Origin of the sequence: Methanobrevibacter sp., assembly GCF_045112895.1 — an archaeon.
Classification (GTDB): Archaea; Methanobacteriota; Methanobacteria; order Methanobacteriales; family Methanobacteriaceae; genus Methanocatella.
Genome location: NZ_JBGUIH010000035.1, coordinates 1 through 17812 on the forward strand (window position 1 = coordinate 1; position 17812 = coordinate 17812).

The 17812-nt window shown below is 38.1% G+C and carries 14 protein-coding genes; 10 read left to right on the forward strand and 4 right to left on the reverse strand.

Translation table 11 applies throughout. The features are described from left to right. The 3 genes from ACJMLD_RS06725 to hisD all read left to right on the forward strand — a co-directional run. On the forward strand, nucleotides 1–3187 hold a 3187-nt coding region (locus ACJMLD_RS06725), incomplete at its 5' end, for a DUF11 domain-containing protein (protein ID WP_405269601.1). A gap of 287 nt (nucleotides 3188–3474) precedes the next feature. Beyond that, a complete protein-coding gene (ilvD, locus tag ACJMLD_RS06730; protein WP_405269606.1) occupies nucleotides 3475–5124 on the forward strand; it encodes a dihydroxy-acid dehydratase in 1650 nt (549 codons plus the stop codon). Between the two features lie 7 nt (nucleotides 5125–5131). After that, a complete protein-coding gene (gene hisD, locus ACJMLD_RS06735; RefSeq protein WP_405269609.1) occupies nucleotides 5132–6403 on the forward strand; it encodes a histidinol dehydrogenase in 1272 nt (423 codons plus the stop codon). Between the two features lie 94 nt (nucleotides 6404–6497). Here hisD and ACJMLD_RS06740 read toward each other — a convergent pair whose 3' ends face one another. Then, nucleotides 6498–7277: a double zinc ribbon domain-containing protein gene (locus tag ACJMLD_RS06740; RefSeq protein WP_405269612.1), complete on the reverse strand. Its 780-nt coding sequence runs from the start codon at nucleotides 7275–7277 to the stop codon at nucleotides 6498–6500. Nucleotides 7278–7434: 157 nt separating this feature from the next. Here ACJMLD_RS06740 and ACJMLD_RS06745 point away from each other — a divergent pair, with 157 nt between their 5' ends. The 7 genes from ACJMLD_RS06745 to argS all read left to right on the forward strand — a co-directional run bounded on the left by ACJMLD_RS06745 (nucleotide 7435) and on the right by argS (nucleotide 15342). Beyond that, nucleotides 7435–8517, forward strand: a complete 1083-nt coding sequence (locus ACJMLD_RS06745) for a hypothetical protein (RefSeq protein ID WP_405269614.1) — start codon at nucleotides 7435–7437, stop codon at nucleotides 8515–8517. A 157-nt stretch (nucleotides 8518–8674) separates the two neighbouring features. Continuing rightward, on the forward strand, nucleotides 8675–9994 hold the full coding sequence (gene aspS / locus ACJMLD_RS06750; RefSeq protein ID WP_405269617.1) for an aspartate--tRNA(Asn) ligase: 1320 nt from the start codon (nucleotides 8675–8677) through the stop codon (nucleotides 9992–9994). Between the two features lie 21 nt (nucleotides 9995–10015). Further along, complete coding sequence (locus ACJMLD_RS06755; protein WP_405269620.1) at nucleotides 10016–11218, forward strand: NAD(P)/FAD-dependent oxidoreductase; 1203 nt, start codon at nucleotides 10016–10018, stop codon at nucleotides 11216–11218. 65 nt (nucleotides 11219–11283) lie between these two features. Then, on the forward strand, nucleotides 11284–11913 hold the full coding sequence (locus ACJMLD_RS06760) for a cobalt-precorrin-8 methylmutase (RefSeq protein ID WP_405269623.1): 630 nt from the start codon (nucleotides 11284–11286) through the stop codon (nucleotides 11911–11913). A 9-nt stretch (nucleotides 11914–11922) separates the two neighbouring features. Then, nucleotides 11923–13197 (forward strand): glutamate-1-semialdehyde 2,1-aminomutase, encoded by a 1275-nt coding sequence (gene hemL / locus ACJMLD_RS06765; protein ID WP_405269626.1) that lies wholly within the window; start codon nucleotides 11923–11925, stop codon nucleotides 13195–13197. Between the two features lie 4 nt (nucleotides 13198–13201). Beyond that, nucleotides 13202–13624, forward strand: a complete 423-nt coding sequence (locus ACJMLD_RS06770; protein ID WP_405269629.1) for a signal peptidase I — start codon at nucleotides 13202–13204, stop codon at nucleotides 13622–13624. A 17-nt stretch (nucleotides 13625–13641) separates the two neighbouring features. After that, on the forward strand, nucleotides 13642–15342 hold the full coding sequence (argS, locus tag ACJMLD_RS06775) for an arginine--tRNA ligase (protein ID WP_405269632.1): 1701 nt from the start codon (nucleotides 13642–13644) through the stop codon (nucleotides 15340–15342). 46 nt (nucleotides 15343–15388) lie between these two features. Here the strand turns inward: argS and ACJMLD_RS06780 are convergent, their stop codons facing one another. From ACJMLD_RS06780 to ACJMLD_RS06790, 3 genes are read right to left on the reverse strand one after another with little or no spacing between them, the layout of a single operon-like run. Next, the gene (locus tag ACJMLD_RS06780) at nucleotides 15389–15922 is read right to left on the reverse strand and encodes a nitroreductase (protein WP_405269635.1); all 534 of its coding nucleotides are present in this window, start codon (nucleotides 15920–15922) and stop codon (nucleotides 15389–15391) included. Beyond that, nucleotides 15919–16329, reverse strand: a complete 411-nt coding sequence (locus tag ACJMLD_RS06785; RefSeq protein WP_405269637.1) for a MarR family winged helix-turn-helix transcriptional regulator — start codon at nucleotides 16327–16329, stop codon at nucleotides 15919–15921. The genes ACJMLD_RS06780 and ACJMLD_RS06785 overlap by 4 nt, the downstream gene beginning before the upstream one ends. Continuing rightward, complete coding sequence (locus tag ACJMLD_RS06790; RefSeq protein WP_405269640.1) at nucleotides 16319–17689, reverse strand: MATE family efflux transporter; 1371 nt, start codon at nucleotides 17687–17689, stop codon at nucleotides 16319–16321. The genes ACJMLD_RS06785 and ACJMLD_RS06790 overlap by 11 nt, the downstream gene beginning before the upstream one ends. Nucleotides 17690–17812: the final 123 nt, after the last annotated feature.

Sequence of the window (17812 nt, forward strand, 5' to 3'; positions counted from 1 at the left end):
TACCTTTGTTTATGGTAAGGATCTTGCTAAAGGTGCTAATGCTACTTTCACTGTTTGGTTTAAGACTTTAACTAATGGTACTATTCAGAATAATGTGACTGCTAGGTCTAATGTTACTAATGATACTCCGGGTAATAACACTACAAATATTAATCCTGTTGCAGATTTAGAGGTTAATAAGACTGTGTCTAATGCTACTGCTCATTATGGTGATGTGATTACTTGGACTATTACTGTTAAAAATAATGGTCCTAATACAGCTGTTGATGCTTGGGTAGATGATATTATTCCTTCTGAGTTAGTTGATGTGTCTGTTGTTAGTGTGGATCAAGGTAATTTCGCTAATAATGTTTGGACAATTGGTAATTTGACTAAAGGTCAAGTGGTTGCTTTGGTTATTTCTACTAAAGTGAATGCTACTAATACTACTATTGTTAATAATGTTACTGTGAATTCCACTACTTATGATTCTAATGAGACTAATAATAATGGTACTAATAATACTACCATTCCTCCTGAAGCTGATTTAGAGGTTAATAAGACTGTGTCTAATGCTACTGCTCGTTTCGGTGATGTGATTACTTGGACTATTACTGTTACTAACAATGGTCCTAACGTTGCAGTTAATGTTACTGTAACCGATGTCATTCCTGATGAGTTAATTAATCCTGAAGTGATTAATCTTGGTCATGCGGGCAGGTTTGAGGATAATGTTTGGTTTATTGATGAGATTGCTAGTGGTGATTCTAAAGTTTTAGTTATTAGAACTGTTGTTAACGCTACTAATGCTACTATTGTTAATAATGTGAATGTTACTTCCGATACCTATGATCCTAATGAGACCAATAACAATGGAACTAACAATACAACTGTTCCTCCTGAAGCTGATTTAGAGGTCATCAAAGGTGCACTCAACGAGTCTGCTCATAATGGTGAAATCGTTGATTGGTTTATTATTGTTGTTAATCATGGTCCTGATACTGCTGTTAATGCGGTTCTTGATGATGTTTTACCTGATGAATTGATTTTCAGCGGCGTTTTAGAAATTAATGCTGGTGAATTGTCTGCTGACGGTAAGACCTGGGCTATCGGCAACATGACTGTCGATCAACGCGCATATTTACGTATCAGAACTATTGTGAATACCACCAACATGACTATTGTTAATAGTGCTAATGCTTCAAGTGAGACTTATGATCCGGATATGAGTAACAATAATGATTCCGATTTTGTTGTTATTCCTCCAGAAGCTGACTTAGAAGTTATTAAGGCTGCACTTAATGGTACTGCTCATAAAGGTGATGTTGTTGATTGGATTATTGTCGTTGTTAACCATGGTCCTGATACTGCTGTTAATGCGGTTCTTGATGATGTTTTACCTGATGAACTGATTTACAATGGTGTTGTTAACATTACTGCCGGTGAATTGTCTGCTGACGGTAAGACATGGACTATCGGTAATATGACTGTAGATCAAGTGGAACTTGTAGTTATCAGAACTATTGTGAATGCTACAAACATGTCCCTTGTTAATGAGGCTAATGTTTCCAGTGAGACTTATGATCCTAATATGAATAACAATAATGACTCTGATGTTGTTGTTATTCCGCCTGAATCTGATTTAAGTATTGTTAAACTTGTTTCTAATGATACTGCTCATAAAGGAGACTTGGTAAGTTGGACTATTGTTGTTACCAATAACGGTCCGGACACTGCTGTGAATGTTGTTGTTGAAGATGTTATCCCTAGTGGCTTGGATGTTGTTAATGTTAGTGGTGGCAATTTCGCTGACAATACTTGGACTGTCGGTGACCTTGCCAGCGGTGAATCTGCTACTTTAATCATCGAAACACTCATTAATGTCACTGATGCTACTATTGTCAATAATGTCAATACCACTTCTGACACTTACGATCCTGACGAATCCAATAACAATGGAACCAACAGCACTACTGTTCCTCCTGAAGCTGATTTAGAAGTAATCAAAACAAACGATCAGGAAGGCGCTAAATGTTATTATGGAGATCCTGTAAACTGGGACATAACCGTAGTTAACCACGGACCTAACGATGCCGTAAACGCTGTTGTTGTCGATAAATTGCCTGCTGGTGTGGAATATGATTCCGATGATTCCAATGGAGCATATGACCCTGAAACCGGTGTTTGGAATGTAGGCGACCTTGCTAGTGGAGCATCTGTAACCTTACACATTGTAACCATTATAACAGAATCAAATGTTAATATTACAAACCCTGTAAATGTTACATCCGATACTCACGATCCTGATGAAAGTAATAATAAAGATAATAGCTCTGTCAATGTCGAAGCTGAGGCTGATTTAGTGGTTAATAAATCCGTATCTAATTCAACTCCTCACAAAGGCGACAAAATCAATTGGACAATCGTTGTTACAAACAATGGTAGGGATACTGCAGTCAATACCATTGTCACTGACAAATTACCTTCCGGATTAATTTATGTCAGCGATGATTCCAATGGAGCTTATGACTCTAATACTGGTATCTGGAAAGTGGGCGACCTTGCTTGTGGCAAATCCGCTACATTGAATATCGTAACTTTAGTTGCAGCTACCAATAAGACTATTATTAACATTGTAGACGTTACTTCTGATACATACGATCCAAATGAAACCAACAACAAAGGTAATAATTCAACTACTGTTTCTCCTGAAGTTGACTTGGTTATCACTGTCGAACCGGATGTTGCTAAAGTCAATGTTGGCGATAAAGTAGTTTGGACAATTACTGTCGTAAACCAAGGACCTGACACTGCGGTCAATTCTCGTGCATATGTGACTGTACCTGATGAACTCAAACTTTTAGGATTTAAACCATCCAAAGGTACCTATGACCCAGATACTGGAATTTGGACCATTGGAGATCTAGCTCCTGGTGAAGAAGTAACTCTTTTACTTGACACTAAAGCATTAGTTGCCGGTAAATTTGTCGTTAAAGCATACACTGAATGTGACACTTACGAAATCGACTATACCAATAACTTTGATGATGCTGAAGTGGAAGTTGTTGCTCCTCCGGAAAACGAAACCGAGCCTGAACCTCCTGTTGTTCCGGTTCCTCCAACTATGCATCCTACAGGTAACCCAATCGTAATGGCACTCTTGTCATTACTCGCAGTTGCTGGTTTGTCATTAAAAAGGAAAAGTTAAACACGTTTAATGGGAAAATTTTATTTTCCCATATTTTTTATTTTTTACAAAAAAATCAACTTTCATTAAATGAAATTAATCATTTAAAATTAGGCATTTTTTCTATAAAACTATTATTTAATGAGACTTATTTTTTAATAAATTAACTAATCAACACTACTTTTCAAAAAGTAATTCTGTTTATCTACATTACTTCAATCAAATTTCATAATCTTGACCAAATTCCAATATTTTAAAAGTTATGAATGAGATATATAGTACTGATTTGATTAAATTAGTGTGATTAAATGAAAAGTGATAGTGTAAAAAAAGGTATTCAAAGAGCGCCACACAGGTCACTATTGCGTGCATGTGGGCTTGATGATGAGGATTTTAAAAAACCATTTATTGGTATAGCAAACAGTTTTACAGACATTGTGCCAGGTCATATTCATTTAAAAGATCTGGTTGAATTCGTAAAGGAAGGAATTATTGCCGCCGGAGGCATACCATTTGAATTCGATACAATGGCAATCTGTGACGGAATAAGCATGAACCATGAAGGCATGAAATATTCCCTGCCTTCAAGGGAAATCATTGCGGCGACAGTTGAAAGCATGACAAAAGGCCATGCATTCGACGGACTGGTACTGATTCCAAGCTGCGACAAGGTGGTTCCGGGAATGATAATGGGTGCTTCAAGGGTAAACGTTCCGTCAATCGTCGTTACCGGTGGGCCGATGGCGGCCGGTTCATACAAGGGCAAGCCTGCTGATTTGATTACAGTATTTGAAGCGGTAGGTTCCTATTCTGCAGGAACAATGACCGAAGAGGAAGTCCATGAGCTTGAAAAATGTGCCTGTCCTGGTGCTGGAAGCTGTTCAGGACTCTTCACTGCAAATACCATGGCATGCATTACAGAAACTTTGGGTTTGTCACTTCCGACATGTGCAACAACCCATGCGCTTACTGAAGAAAACAACCAGATTGCATATGAATCAGGCAAACAAATAGTTAAACTCGTCGAAGAGGACATCAAGCCATCTGATATTTTAACTCAGGAAGCATTCAACAATGCGATTGCGGTCGACATGGCATTGGGCGGATCTTCAAATACTGCATTGCATATTCCCGCTTTGGCAAGTGAAGTGGAAGGCATCAGCGTGGATTTGGAACTGTTCGATGAAATCTCAAGGAAAGTTCCTCATATCGCATTGATTTCTCCGGCAGGTGAAGACTCAATGATGGACTTGCACCTGGCTGGAGGTATCCAAGCTGTGCTTAAGACATTAGGTGACAAGATTGATACAGATCAATTGACTGTTACAGGCAAAACTATAAAAGAAAACCTTAAAAATGTCGAAAACAAGAACACCGACGTCATTCATACTTTGGACAATCCTGTCCATGAGGACGGTGGTATTGCAATACTTAAGGGAAACCTTGCCCCTAACGGCAGTGTCGTCAAGAAAGGTGCAGTTGCAGACCACCTGATGCATCTCAAAGGGCCTGCAAAAGTGTATGACTCAGAAGAGGAAGTCACAAAAGCAATCTTTGATCATGAAATCGAAGAGGGAGACATTGTTGTAATAAGGTATGAAGGACCGAAAGGAGGTCCTGGAATGCGCGAAATGTTGAATCCGACTTCCGCTCTTGCTGGAATGAACATCAAGGATGTGGGATTGATAACAGACGGAAGGTTCTCCGGCGGAACCAGAGGGCCTTGCATAGGACATGTATCCCCTGAAGCAATGGAAGACGGTCCGATAGCCGCAATTCAAAACGGTGACATCATTGAGATAGACATTGAAAACAGATTCATCAACGTTGAACTTACTGATGAGGAAATCGAAGCCAGATTGAAAGAGGTCAAACACCCTGAAAGTGATGTTACCGGATGGCTGGCGATATATCAAAAGTTAGTGCACTCAGCCGATACCGGTGCTATTCTAAGGTAGTGTTACAATGGAGATACTGAAATACTCCCAAATCGATTTGGCCGAAACCATTAAGCGTTCAGAACAGGATGTCAACAATGTTTTAGGCACTGTTTCTGAAATTTTGGAAAATGTCCGTGTAAACAAAGACCATGCTATTAGGGAATATACTGAAAAATTCGATGGTGTTACAATAGAAAATCTGAAGGTTTCTGAAGATGAAATCAGAGAGGCTTATGATACACTGGATGATGAGTTGCTCACTGCATTAAAGCAGGCAGCTTCAAACATTGAAAAATTTCATAAAAAGCAAATACCGTCTGAATGGGAAATTGAAGTAAATCCCGGCATTGTTGCAGGCCAGATTGTAAGGCCAATCAACTCTGCAGGATGTTACATCCCAGGTGGAAGAGCGGCTTACCCTTCATCAATACTGATGACTGTAATACCTGCCAAGATTGCAGGCGTCGAAAAGGTCGTTTGCGTTACACCGCCTCAAAAGGACGGCAAGATTCTTGACGCGATTCTGGTTGCAGCAGATATTGCCGGCGCTGATGAAATCTATAAGGTCGGAGGAGCTCAGGCGATAGCCGGACTTGCGTATGGGACAGAGTCAATTCCACGTGTCGAAAAGATTGTCGGACCTGGAAACATATTCGTTACTGCAGCCAAAAAACTGGTCTATGGCCAGGTAGACATTGAGTTTCCGGCAGGTCCGTCTGAAGTTTTAATTCTCGCAGATGAAACCGCCAATCCTGAATTTTTAGCAACCGATATATTGGCACAGGCCGAGCATGATCCAAATGCATCATGCTTTTTGGTGACTGACAGCGAAGAACTGGCAATAAAAACTGATGAATTTGTTAAGGAACAAACCGAAGTAGCTCCGAGACGTGAAATAATTGAGGAATCATTGTCCAAAAGCGGAAAGATCATTATCACTGACACATTTGAGGAAACGATTCATGTTACAAATGAATACGCTCCTGAACATTTAATCATATCCACTAAAGACGATGATGTGGTGTTATCACAAATAAACAATGCAGGTTCAATATTTTTAGGCGCTTACTCACCTGTTGCGGCTGGAGATTATGGATCTGGAACAAACCATGTTTTGCCTACCGGCGGAGGGGCAAAGATGTATTCAGGTCTTTCAACCGAGGCGTTCATCAAAAAGCCTACAGTTCAAAGGATTACCAAAGAGGGACTTGAAGAGCTGTCCAAAACTTCAGTTCCGATTGCCGAATACGAGGGATTCTTTGCACATGCAAATTCATTTAAAACAAGATTAAGATAAGATGGATTTAAATTAAAAATGGGGATGAATTGGAGTAGGAGCTACAATTCCACCCGTAACTATTTGATAAAGAAAGATTTAAAATAGTTAGATATTAATTAAATGTATTTTCAACATCAAGATATTTTAAAATGTGTTTTCTTAAGTATTTTGTTGAAATTACTCCAACTATTGCTCCAAAAATGGTTAAAACTATTGCGGAGTATCCTGAAAACATTTGATAACTGAAAGCGTATCCGCAAGAAAATTCAACAATCAATGTAGATAACAATCCTAAAACGAAGCCTGTGATAATTCCTAAAAGGCCACCATTTATTAAATCTTTAAATGATCCAAATATCCCTACAACTATAAGTAAACTTATCAAGAATCCTAATGGATACAAATCTACGGTGGTTACCATTCCAAAAATGAAGGATAAAAGTAGTGCAAGGATTGATGAGCATATAATTGCTAAAATTGAAAATATTAATATCTTTTTAGGTTGAATTGTAAGTTTTATACCCTCAAATGATTGCTTATCAACTTTAATAGGTTTTCCACACTCAGGACAAAAATCAATGTCTGGTTCATCAATTCCAGTATTGCAATATGGACAGTTTGCAACTATTTCTTTTTTTTCTTCTTTCTCGGTTTCTTCTTTGGTAGTTGCTTCTTTTTCTTCCGCAACTTCTTCTTGAGGTTCTTCTTTTTCGGTTTCTTCTTCGGATGAGTCGTCTTTAACTTTTGTTCCACAATTTGGGCAAAATACGCTTTCTTCTCCTAATTCAAAATCACAATTAGGACAAGTTTTTGCTTTTTCGATTTTTTCACCGCATTTGTCACAAAAATTACTGTCTTCAACTTCATTTCCACATTTTGGACATTCTACCATTTTTAATTACACCTTTAATTTATTTATCAATTTATTCACTATTTAGTTATGTTTATCTAATTATAAGCATATATTTTTTATGAGTTATTATCTTTTTATAATATTATATATAATATGAAATACATATATTAACAACACTAATATTTTTGGTGATTTAATGAAGATAGATAATCATATTTTATTTCTTATAGTTATAATTGGAATCATTTCTGTTGGGATTGCCGGTGCAACAGTAATGAGTAATGATTCATCTATGAAAGAAGAAACTTTTGATGGTATTACTGTTTCTGTACCTTCAGATTCTGACTTCGTTAAAGTAGGCGACGGTATTTATAAAGACAGCAAATATGGAATTAAAATCAATACATTTAAGGATAATGAGTCCATGATTGATTTTTTAAAAAATACTAAAAAATCCAAAATAATTCCTATTGATAATCAACCTCCACAATCTGTTGCTTTTAAAAAAGGTAAAACTATTAATATATTAGTTACTAATGGTAACGAAGGTCTTTCAGTAGGTACTAAAGACGGTGAACTCACAGCCGAAATTGCAAACAGCATCATATTCAGTAATAATCATAAAAGTCAAAAACCTTCTGGCGTAGGTGTCGTTAATAAACAGATGAATGTAAAGCAAGACTTTAATTTGATATTGCTTCTTCTTGCGGATGTAGATACTACAATATTCAATCAGGCCATTTTACAGGAGAATGTTTTGGTTGTAGTGGATAATTATAATGAAAATCTTGATGAGCCTATTGATGAGGATGCATCAGCAGATGAAGAATTGTCAGATGAGGAATCTGGAGATTATGTTTCAGATATTTCAAATCAGGAAGACCTAAACAATTTATTGTCTGGTGAAAGTGAAGAGGCGGGCAGCGAAAATGATGATGCAAGCACAACCCTTTTAGATGATGAGGACAATATGGATAATGATAATTCTTTAGGCGCATCATTTGATGATAATGGTATGGCTTCTTCTGATGATAATATGGGCGCTGACAATATGGATCAAAATGCTCAACAAGAGATGTCTTTTGATGAGTGTCAAGATTTAGCTAAAGAAGAAGTAAATAATAATTTAGATTTAGGTCCACAATTCACAATCGATGAAACAGCTCATGATGAGATACCTGACTGTTATGTATTTTTTGTAATGGATGATACAAACACAAAAGTTGCAGAAATTACTGTTAATGCATTTACCGGTCAAATCGATACTAAATTAATTTAATAAATTACTCTTTAATTAGAGTTCTTTATTTTTCTTTTTTTTTAAATTTTTTTTAAAAAACTTTTATTTCGCATACGTTTATTAAACATTAAAACCAATATTAAAACTATAATGAAAGTTTATCATTATTTTTATTTTTATAACCGAGGTGAATAATTTGCAAGGTTTATTAAATGATTGGAGAAGAACTCACTATGCAAAAGATGCCATTCCTGAAATTGCAGGAAGCGATGTCACAATCATGGGTTGGGTGCATGAAATCCGTGATTTGGGCGGTATCATCTTTGTAATCATCAGGGATGTAACAGGCAGAGTTCAAATTACAGCTCCAAGTAAAAAAGTAGAAGCAGAAATATTAGAAGATTTAAGAAAATTCAGAAAAGAATCCGTTGTCGCCATTAAAGGTGCAGTACAGGAAGCTCCAAAGGCACCAAATGGTGTTGAAATCATTCCTAAGGAAATCAGAGTATTGAACTTAGCCAACCAGCCTTTGCCAATGGATCCGACAGAAAAGGTTCAGGCTGGAATCGATACAAGATTAGATTCAAGATTCCTGGATATCAGAAAGGAAAACGTTTCAGCAATTTTTAAAATTAAAGGTCAAATGTTCCATACCATCAGGGATTTCTTCTATGATAATGGATTTTATGAAATCAACACTCCTAAACTCGTAGCATCCGCTACCGAAGGAGGAACAGAATTATTCCCAATCACTTACTTTGAAAAAGAAGCATTCTTAGGCCAATCCCCTCAATTATACAAGCAGATGATGATGGGGGCTGGAATGGATAAGGTATTTGAAATCGGCCAGATTTTCAGGGCGGAAGAGCACGATACCCTAAGACACTTGAACGAAGCGGTATCAATCGATGCTGAAGTTTCATTTGCCGATGATGAAGATGTAATGAAAATTTTGAATGACATGCTCATTCAGGTATTGAAGGATGTCAATGAAAACTGTGCTAAGGAATTGGACGTTTTAGGTCATGAATTGGAAGTTCCTGCAGGTGATTTCCCGGTTGTAACCTATGACGAAGCGGTTGACATCGTAAACTCCCGTGATGTTGAAATGCAATGGGGAGAAGACCTGTCCCGTGAAGCCGAAAAGGCATTGGGCGATGCTATGGGTGGATTCTACTTCCTGACCAGATGGCCGACTGAAATCAAGCCGTTCTATGTAATGCCGGTTGAGGGTGATGAAAAATACTCTCATGCATTCGATTTGATGTACAACAACCTTGAGCTGTCTTCCGGTGCAACCCGTGTTCACCAATATGATTTGCTCGTAAAACAAATCGAAGAAAGAGGATTGAACCCTGGCGGATTTGGAAGCTATCTCAAGGCATTTGAATATGGTATGCCTCCTCATGCAGGATGGGGTCTTGGTGCCGACAGGCTGACTATGGTGCTTACCGGTGCTGAAAACATCCGTGAATGTGTACTCTTCCCAAGAGACAGACACAGATTAACCCCTTAATTTCTTTTTTTTTAAGATAATATGGAAGAATATGATATAGCTGTTGTTGGTGGCGGGCCGGCAGGAATCATGGCGGCAATTGTCGCAAGCTGGAATTCCTCAAGAGTAATATTGCTTGAAAAGAACCCTTCACCAGGGCGCAAGCTCCTGATGACCGGTGGTGGAAGATGCAATATTACCAACCTAAAGCCAATAAAGAAGCTATTGAATATTTATCCTCAAAAAAACTTTTTGAAACACTCCTTTTACACATTGACAAATGAAAAACTACTATCCCTTTTTGAAGACAAAGGATTGGGATTCATTGAAGAGGATGACAACAGAATTTTTCCCGAAACTGAGAGATCAAGTGATGTTTTAGAAATCCTATTGGGATATCTTGAGGATGTTGATGTGAGATACGACTTTGAGGTAAAATCTATTGTAGAAAATTTCATCATCAATGATGAGATTACAGTAGACAAAATCATAATCGCTACTGGTGGAGTAACATATCCTCAAACGGGGTGCAGTATTGGAAACTACTGTCTGACTTCACAGCCCTTGACTGACATCAAATACGGTCTGGTGCCTTTGATTACTAAAAAAGATCTTTCAGGCATTGCAGGAATAACATTATATGATGTCATCATAAGTTATAATAAATCAAAGGTTCAGGGCAATGTTCTTTTTTCACATGTTGGCCTTACCGGTCCGGGAATCATCAATTTAAGCAATATCATATCTCAAAGTTTAAGCTATAATCTATTGGATAATGAACCGGATGTTGACTTTGAAATAGCAATTGATTTATGTCCTGCATTCACACGTGAAGAACTGCAAAAAAAATTTACAATAGATTTCCAATCCAAGGGAAAGACAATGATCAAAAATTATTTGAAGCTATTCTTAACTGGAGGGTTCATCGATTTCTTTTTGGATGAACTTGCGATTGAAGGTGAAACCCAGCTTTCAAGAATTGATAAGAAAAGCAAAAATCGGCTGATTGAAAACTTAAAAAGATTTTCCTTTGAAATCATAGGTTTTAATAAGGATTTGGCGAAAGTTACAATTGGCGGTGTCGATTTGGCTAATGTTAACCCAAAGACAATGGAGTCAACATTAACACCAAACCTTTACTTTGCAGGTGAAGTCCTGGATCTGCATGGGCCTACCGGAGGATATAACCTGAAAATTGCATTTTCAACCGGTTTCTTGGCAGGCCTTTCAGCTAGTGAAAACTAGATTTTACAATTTTTTTATTAAATATAACAAAATATTTAACTTACATATTTACCAATAGTTATAATATGACAGACAAAATGTTCATGGGTGCATCAACTAAACAAGGTTTGGATATTGCGAATAAAAGTAGAGAAATTATCCGTGGCCTTATTGGTGATGATGTCAAAGACTTAAAACCTATAGAAAGAGACATCGTTGAGAGAATTGTTCACTCAACTGCCGATCCTGAATATGCAAAATTAGTTAAGATGAGTGATGATTTTGTAGATGCAGCTATGGCATCCCTTAAAAATAAAGAAACCATTTTAACTGATATCAACATGGTTAAATATGGCATTACCAGATATGAAGGGGAAGTTGAGTGTTATATTAAAAACGAAGAAGTTATAAAAATAGCTAAAGAGCATCAAATTACAAGGGCGGCTGCCGCCATGCGTTATGCAGCTCAAAATGACTTTGAAGGAATTGTAGTTTCAGGCAATGCTCCAACAGCTGTTTTTGAAGCTATGGATTTATACAAAAAAGGTGAAATGAATCTTAAAGCTATTGTAGGAGTTCCTGTTGGATTTGTAGGAGCCGCAGATTCAAAAGAAGCTCTGCATAATTCAGAAATCCCAAATATTATCGTTGAAGGGCCAAAAGGTGGAACACCTATTGCTGTAGCTTGTGTAAATTCATTAATCCAACATTTATAGCGTGATAAAATGTATTCTGAAGAATTGTTCAATGAATCTAAAAATTATTTTCCCGGCGGAGTAAATTCTCCTGTGCGTGCTTTTAAACCTTACCCATTTTTCGTTAAAAGTGCTGGCGGTTCTAAAATCACTGATGTAGATGGAAAAACTTATATCGACCATTGTTTAGCTTATGGTCCATTGATTTTGGGGCATGCCGACCCTAAAGTTGTAAGGGAGGTTTCCAATCAATTGACTATTGGCAGCGCTTATGGAGCTCCGACTGAAAATGAAACTGTTCTTGCAAAAGAGGTAGTTGACAGGATTCCCTCTGCTGAAATGGTAAGGTTCTGTAATAGCGGTACTGAGGCTACAATGAGTGCAATCAGATTGGCACGTGGTTTCACTGGCAGGGATAAAATAGTCAAATTTGAAGGAGCCTATCATGGAGCGCATGATTATGTGTTAGTCAAGGGAGGATCTGGTGCTGCAACTTTACCTGACAGCCCGGGCATTCCAAAAGACACCACTAAAAATACTTTATCCGTTCCATTCAATGATGAAGAAGCCTTGACCGAGTTAATTGAAAAGGAAGGCCAAAACATTGCATGTATCATCATGGAAGTTGTAATGGGCAATGTCGGCTGCATTGAGCCAAAGCCAGGATTTTTGGAATTTATCAGAAAAATTACTGAAGAGAACGGCATTGTTCTAATATTCGATGAGGTCATTACCGGATTCAGGGCTTCCCGTGGTGGAGCTCAGCAATATTATGGTGTCACTCCTGATTTGACAACACTCGGTAAAATTGTTGGCGGCGGACTTCCTATGGGAGCATTTTGTGGCAAAAGGGAAATCATGGAATTGATTGCTCCAAACGGTCCGGTTTATCAGGCAGGTACTTTTTCAGGCAATCCTATTTCAGTTCAAGCGGGAATATCCACTTTGACTCAATTGGATGATGCATTCTACAAGGAGCTTGAAAGAAAAGGAAACTTCCTTAGGGACAGTGTCAAATCCATCATTGAAGAGCAGGAGTATAATGTTCAGCCGGTCGGACTCGCTTCAATGTTTCAGATTTATTTCAATCCTGCACCGGTCTGCAACTATGCTGATGCGCAGAAATCCGACAAAAAGCAATTCTTAAGATACTTCAAAACATTATTGAAGGAAGGCATATTCATTCCTCCATCTCAATTTGAATGTAATTTTATTTCAAATGCACATAGTATGGCAGACATTCAAAAGACCGTTGATGCCATTGAATTAGGTCTTGAAGCTGCATTTAAGAAAAGAAGAAGGTAATAATATGGTAGATTGGAAGGAAGTTGCATCATATGTCATTATCTTAGTCATTGTATTGATTGCAGCTCAACATTTGAATGTGGTTGTTTCAGGAAGTATGGAGCCCGCATTTTATAGGGGAGATATTGTTTTGGTAGAAAAGGCAAATTTCCTAGGCATAAATGAGTTCAATCCGGATGATGTTCAGATTGGTGATGTGGTTGTTTATGATGCAGCATGGTTTGACCAGCCGGTGATTCATAGAATTATAAATATTACAGATATTAACGGAACTACGATGTATGTAATTAAAGGGGACAATAATGATTCTCCAGATCCATATTATGTCAAATCAAGCCAAATCAAGGAAAAGGTTGTAACATATGGAGATAATCTAGTCGTAATTCCAAAAATAGGTTATCTTTCCCTTTGGTTAAGAGGGTTATAATTATTATAGGTGAGTTAATGTATTTTGAAATTGAAAAACAAGCTATTGATGCCATCAATAAGGCATTGGATCAATATGATGAAGAAATAGACAGGAATTTTAAGCTGGAATTTCCACCGAATCCGGAATTGGGGGACTTGGCCAGTACCATTGCATTTGCACTTACTAGAAAGTTAAGAACTTCCCCTCCGGAAGTTGCAAAGGATTTGGTTGAAAAGATTGAAGTTCCGGAAATATTTACTAAAGTTCAGAATTTCGGACCGTATGTCAATTTCTTCATTGATTATGACAAATTCTCTAAATTGTTATTGGAAAAGGTCGATGAAAATTATGGTCAGCTTCCAGCATACGGCGAAAAGATTATCCTGGAACACACTTCAGCAAATCCTAATGGACCATTGCACATTGGTCACATCAGAAACTCTGTTTTTGGAGATTCCCTTGCAAGATTATTGAAGTTGGCCGGTAGAGATGTCGTAACCCAATATTATGTGAATGACATGGGAAGGCAAATAGCCATTATCGTATGCGGCATAACAGAATGCGGCTTCAACATTGATGATTATGAAGGGGATAAGATTGACCACAAAATCGGAAAACTATACTTTGACGCAAATAAGGCCGTTGAAGAGGATGAGGCATTGAATGCCAAAGTCGACGAATTAATCCAAAAATATGAGGAAGGCGATGATGAGGAGTTAAATAAAGTCTTTGAAGATGTTGTTTCCAAATGCATTTCAGGAATGAAGGAATCACTTTCAAGGATGAATATTACTCACGATGACTTCGTATGGGAAGGTCAGTTCGTAAGAAGCGGAGAAGTGGATGACCTTGTAAATTACATCCAAAGAGAAGGTTTCACTCGTGAAGATGAAGTTCTATACATTGATTTGACAGACTTCAACATCGATAAGGAATTTGTCCTTAGAAGGTCCAACGGAACATCACTTTATTCTACTCGCGACTTGGCTTATCACAAATACAAAGCTACTTTAGGCGATACAGTACTTGACATTTTAGGTTCAGACCATAAGTTGGCTGCTAAACAAATCAAAGTCATTTTTGAAGAGATATTTAGACAAAAGGCTCCTGAAGTAATATTTTATGAATTCATTACACTTCCTGAAGGTTCAATGTCAACCAGAAGAGGCAAATTCGTATCTGTTGATGAATTGATTGATGAGGCTGTCCGAAGGGCACACTATGAAATCAGGTCCAGGAACCCTGACTTGACAGAAGAGGAAATTGCACCGATGGCTGAGGAAATCGGTGTTGGAGCCATAAGGTTTTTCATTGCCAAACTGTCTCCTGAAAAGCACTTGACATTCAAATGGGATGAGGCATTGAGCTTTGAGAGAGGCTGCGCTTCAATTCAATATGCTCATGCAAGAGCATGTAAACTTCTTGCAAAATCAGGCAAGGACATCACTTCCTTAAGTGTCAGTGATGAATGGAGCCCTAATGAAGCGGAACAAGATCTTGTAAGGCAAATAGCTAAATTCCCGCAAGTTGTTGAGGATTGTGCTAACAAACAGAGAGTTCACAATATCACACAATATTGCCATGATTTGGCCGGTTCATTCAATAAGTTCTACAAATCAGAACAGGTCATCGGCTCTGAATTTGAAGATACAAGACTCATTTTAGTTGATAGGGCCAAAACAACCATTAAAAACGCTTTAGATATTTTAGGTGTTGCAGCACCTGAAAAAATGTAGATGAGTGTTTTAACTCATCTTTAATTTCTTTTTTTAATTTAATAATTTAACCCACGTAGTGGATATAATCTTCTTTTCTTGGTAATGGCTCTGGCGCTTCCATGTCAGGGTATCCAAGTACTACATGGCCGATTCCTTCATAAGTTTCGGGAATTCCCCATTCTTTAAGCAATGCCTTTCCTTTTTCGGATGCAAATTCGTCGCGAGCTCTGTGAATCCAGCAGGACCCGACACCAACTGCATGTGCGGCATTAACCAAGACTGCCAATACGCTGGACCCATCTTCGACATATGTTGGAAATTCACTGTTTGCCAGTACAATCAGGAGGGTCTTTGCACCATAAAAGGGATCCAAATCTTCCGGTACGGGTACCGGGAAAAAGCTTCTGTTCCAGGCTGACAATTCCTTAATCTTCTCTTCGTCCTGAATTACAACGATTTTTGGGGACTGCGCACCACGACCTGTTGGGGCATATGTCCCGGTCTCTAGAATTGTTTTTAAATCTTCGTCTGATATTTGTTCATCTTTGAATTTGCGTATGCTTCTTCTTGTCTTTAAGTCTTCGATTGTTTGGTTCATATTAACTCCTCGCTAATTTTTTTAAGTGTTTTTATGAAATTTTCATACTCTTCATCTGTCAAATTGAGCTGTTCATCCCATCTTTTATCAAAGTCCATTACCTTTTGGGCGGTATTCTTGCCTTTAGTTGTTATTTTAATTATCTTTTTTCTTTTGTCGGGTATTCTTTCGATAAATCCCTTGTCTTCAAGCTTTTTAAGGTTTCTTGTAATTGTACTTTCGTTTAAATGAAAATTTTGAGCCAGCTGTTCTTGGCTGATTCCTTCCTGTCTGTATATGTTGATTAATAGTGGATGAAGTCCAAAGCTCAAATCATCTTCTTTAACATTATCATTGATGTATTTTGCATGCTCTCTATAAATTATGGAGATAAACGGTGCTGTAGGGGTGTTGTCATCAAACTTCATGGCTCTGACTCCTTATCAGTTTGTTGATGTAGAGTTCAATGCATGCATAACATATCAGAGAACCGATTCCCCCTCCCAAAAGCATTCCGCAATAGATTCCGAATTCTCCCATGTTGAAGGTAAATCCCAGAAGGTATGCAAAAATCAGCACGAGTATGAATTCCCTGAATGCAGTCAATATGAATGATATTGTCCCTTTCCCGACGCCTTGGAAAACGTTACCTGCACTGGCACCGAATGGAACATATAAGATGAATAGACACATCAGCTGTATGAAGCTAGCGATCAATGGCTCCAACTGTGCGCTGCTTTCCGAATATGAAAATATGAATGCAATCTGGTTTGCGAATACATTTAAAATTATGCACACGATAATTGAAGCTATCAATGCAACTTTCACGGCATATCTTGCGGTAACTCTTAAGTTTTCATATTTGCGGGCGCCATATGCGACTCCGGCCACTGATATTGCTGCTGTTCCGACCCCTATCGCCGGAAGCATTCCTATATTTACTATTCTCCAGCCTGCAGTATAGACGGCCACCGCTACAGGTCCGGACACGATTGTGAGCATATAGTTGATAAATATTGTCAGTACTGACAATACCAATTGCTCCAAGCTTGCAGGAATACCGACAACTAAAATATCCTTATACATTTTAAGGTCCTGATGGAAATCCTTGAAGTTATATGAGAGGTAGGTATCCTTTTTGACAAAAATCCAGTAGAACATCACTCCTAAACTTATAAGTGGCCCCAGCACTGTTGCACATGCGGCTCCCTTTATTCCCATTCCTAAGGTGTAGATGAATATCGGATCTAAAATCATGTTGATGATTGCCGCAACAGCTATTGGTACGGTAGCGCGTTTGATATCTCCTTCCGCTCTGAATGCTCCGCCCACTATCGGAGGTATTAAGAGTGCGAAAGTACATGAAAATATGATGAATCCGTAGTCTGTAGCGTAGCTTATCACGCTGCTTGCTCCCATCATGTTTAGCATTGGCTCCATCAGAATTACAAAAATTATTGAGATTACAACCGATACGATAATGCTTAGGATAAGATTGTGTATTGCCGCATTGTTTGCTGATGCCTTGTCTTCTGCTCCGATATATCTTGATATAAGGGAGTTGCCACCGGCTCCTAGCCCATTTCCGAATCCGACAATAATCATAAATAATGGTGTTATATATCCAAGTGCGGCTAGCGGTTCTGCACCGAGCCCTGCAACCCATATGCTGTCGATAATGTTGTTTGCAAAGATTAAAAACATACTGGCTATTATGGGTAGGGATAATTTATTAATCGCCTTTTTTGGGTCTCCTGTAATCATTTCAATATTCTTGTTCTTTTCCATGCTTTGCCTCACTCTTGCATATGCAATTATACTCTTGTATATGCAAGTGTAAGTATTTAAATGTAGTGGTGTAAAAAATATTTTTCAAAAAAAAAGAAAAAGAGAGGGGGTTTATTGTAAGTT

Excerpts from the sequence above, each read along its gene's own strand:
- ilvD (WP_405269606.1), top strand. The coding sequence starts at position 3,475 with ATGAAAAGTGATAGTGTAAAAAAAGGTATTCAAAGAGCGCCACACAGG.
- hisD (WP_405269609.1), top strand. The coding sequence starts at position 5,132 with ATGGAGATACTGAAATACTCCCAAATCGATTTGGCCGAAACCATTAAG.
- ACJMLD_RS06740 (WP_405269612.1), bottom strand. The coding sequence starts at position 7,277 with ATGGTAGAATGTCCAAAATGTGGAAATGAAGTTGAAGACAGTAATTTT.
- ACJMLD_RS06745 (WP_405269614.1), top strand. The coding sequence starts at position 7,435 with ATGAAGATAGATAATCATATTTTATTTCTTATAGTTATAATTGGAATC.
- ACJMLD_RS06755 (WP_405269620.1), top strand. The coding sequence starts at position 10,016 with ATGGAAGAATATGATATAGCTGTTGTTGGTGGCGGGCCGGCAGGAATC.
- ACJMLD_RS06760 (WP_405269623.1), top strand. The coding sequence starts at position 11,284 with ATGACAGACAAAATGTTCATGGGTGCATCAACTAAACAAGGTTTGGAT.
- hemL (WP_405269626.1), top strand. The coding sequence starts at position 11,923 with ATGTATTCTGAAGAATTGTTCAATGAATCTAAAAATTATTTTCCCGGC.
- ACJMLD_RS06770 (WP_405269629.1), top strand. The coding sequence starts at position 13,202 with ATGGTAGATTGGAAGGAAGTTGCATCATATGTCATTATCTTAGTCATT.
- argS (WP_405269632.1), top strand. The coding sequence starts at position 13,642 with ATGTATTTTGAAATTGAAAAACAAGCTATTGATGCCATCAATAAGGCA.
- ACJMLD_RS06780 (WP_405269635.1), bottom strand. The coding sequence starts at position 15,922 with ATGAACCAAACAATCGAAGACTTAAAGACAAGAAGAAGCATACGCAAA.
- ACJMLD_RS06785 (WP_405269637.1), bottom strand. The coding sequence starts at position 16,329 with ATGAAGTTTGATGACAACACCCCTACAGCACCGTTTATCTCCATAATT.
- ACJMLD_RS06790 (WP_405269640.1), bottom strand. The coding sequence starts at position 17,689 with ATGGAAAAGAACAAGAATATTGAAATGATTACAGGAGACCCAAAAAAG.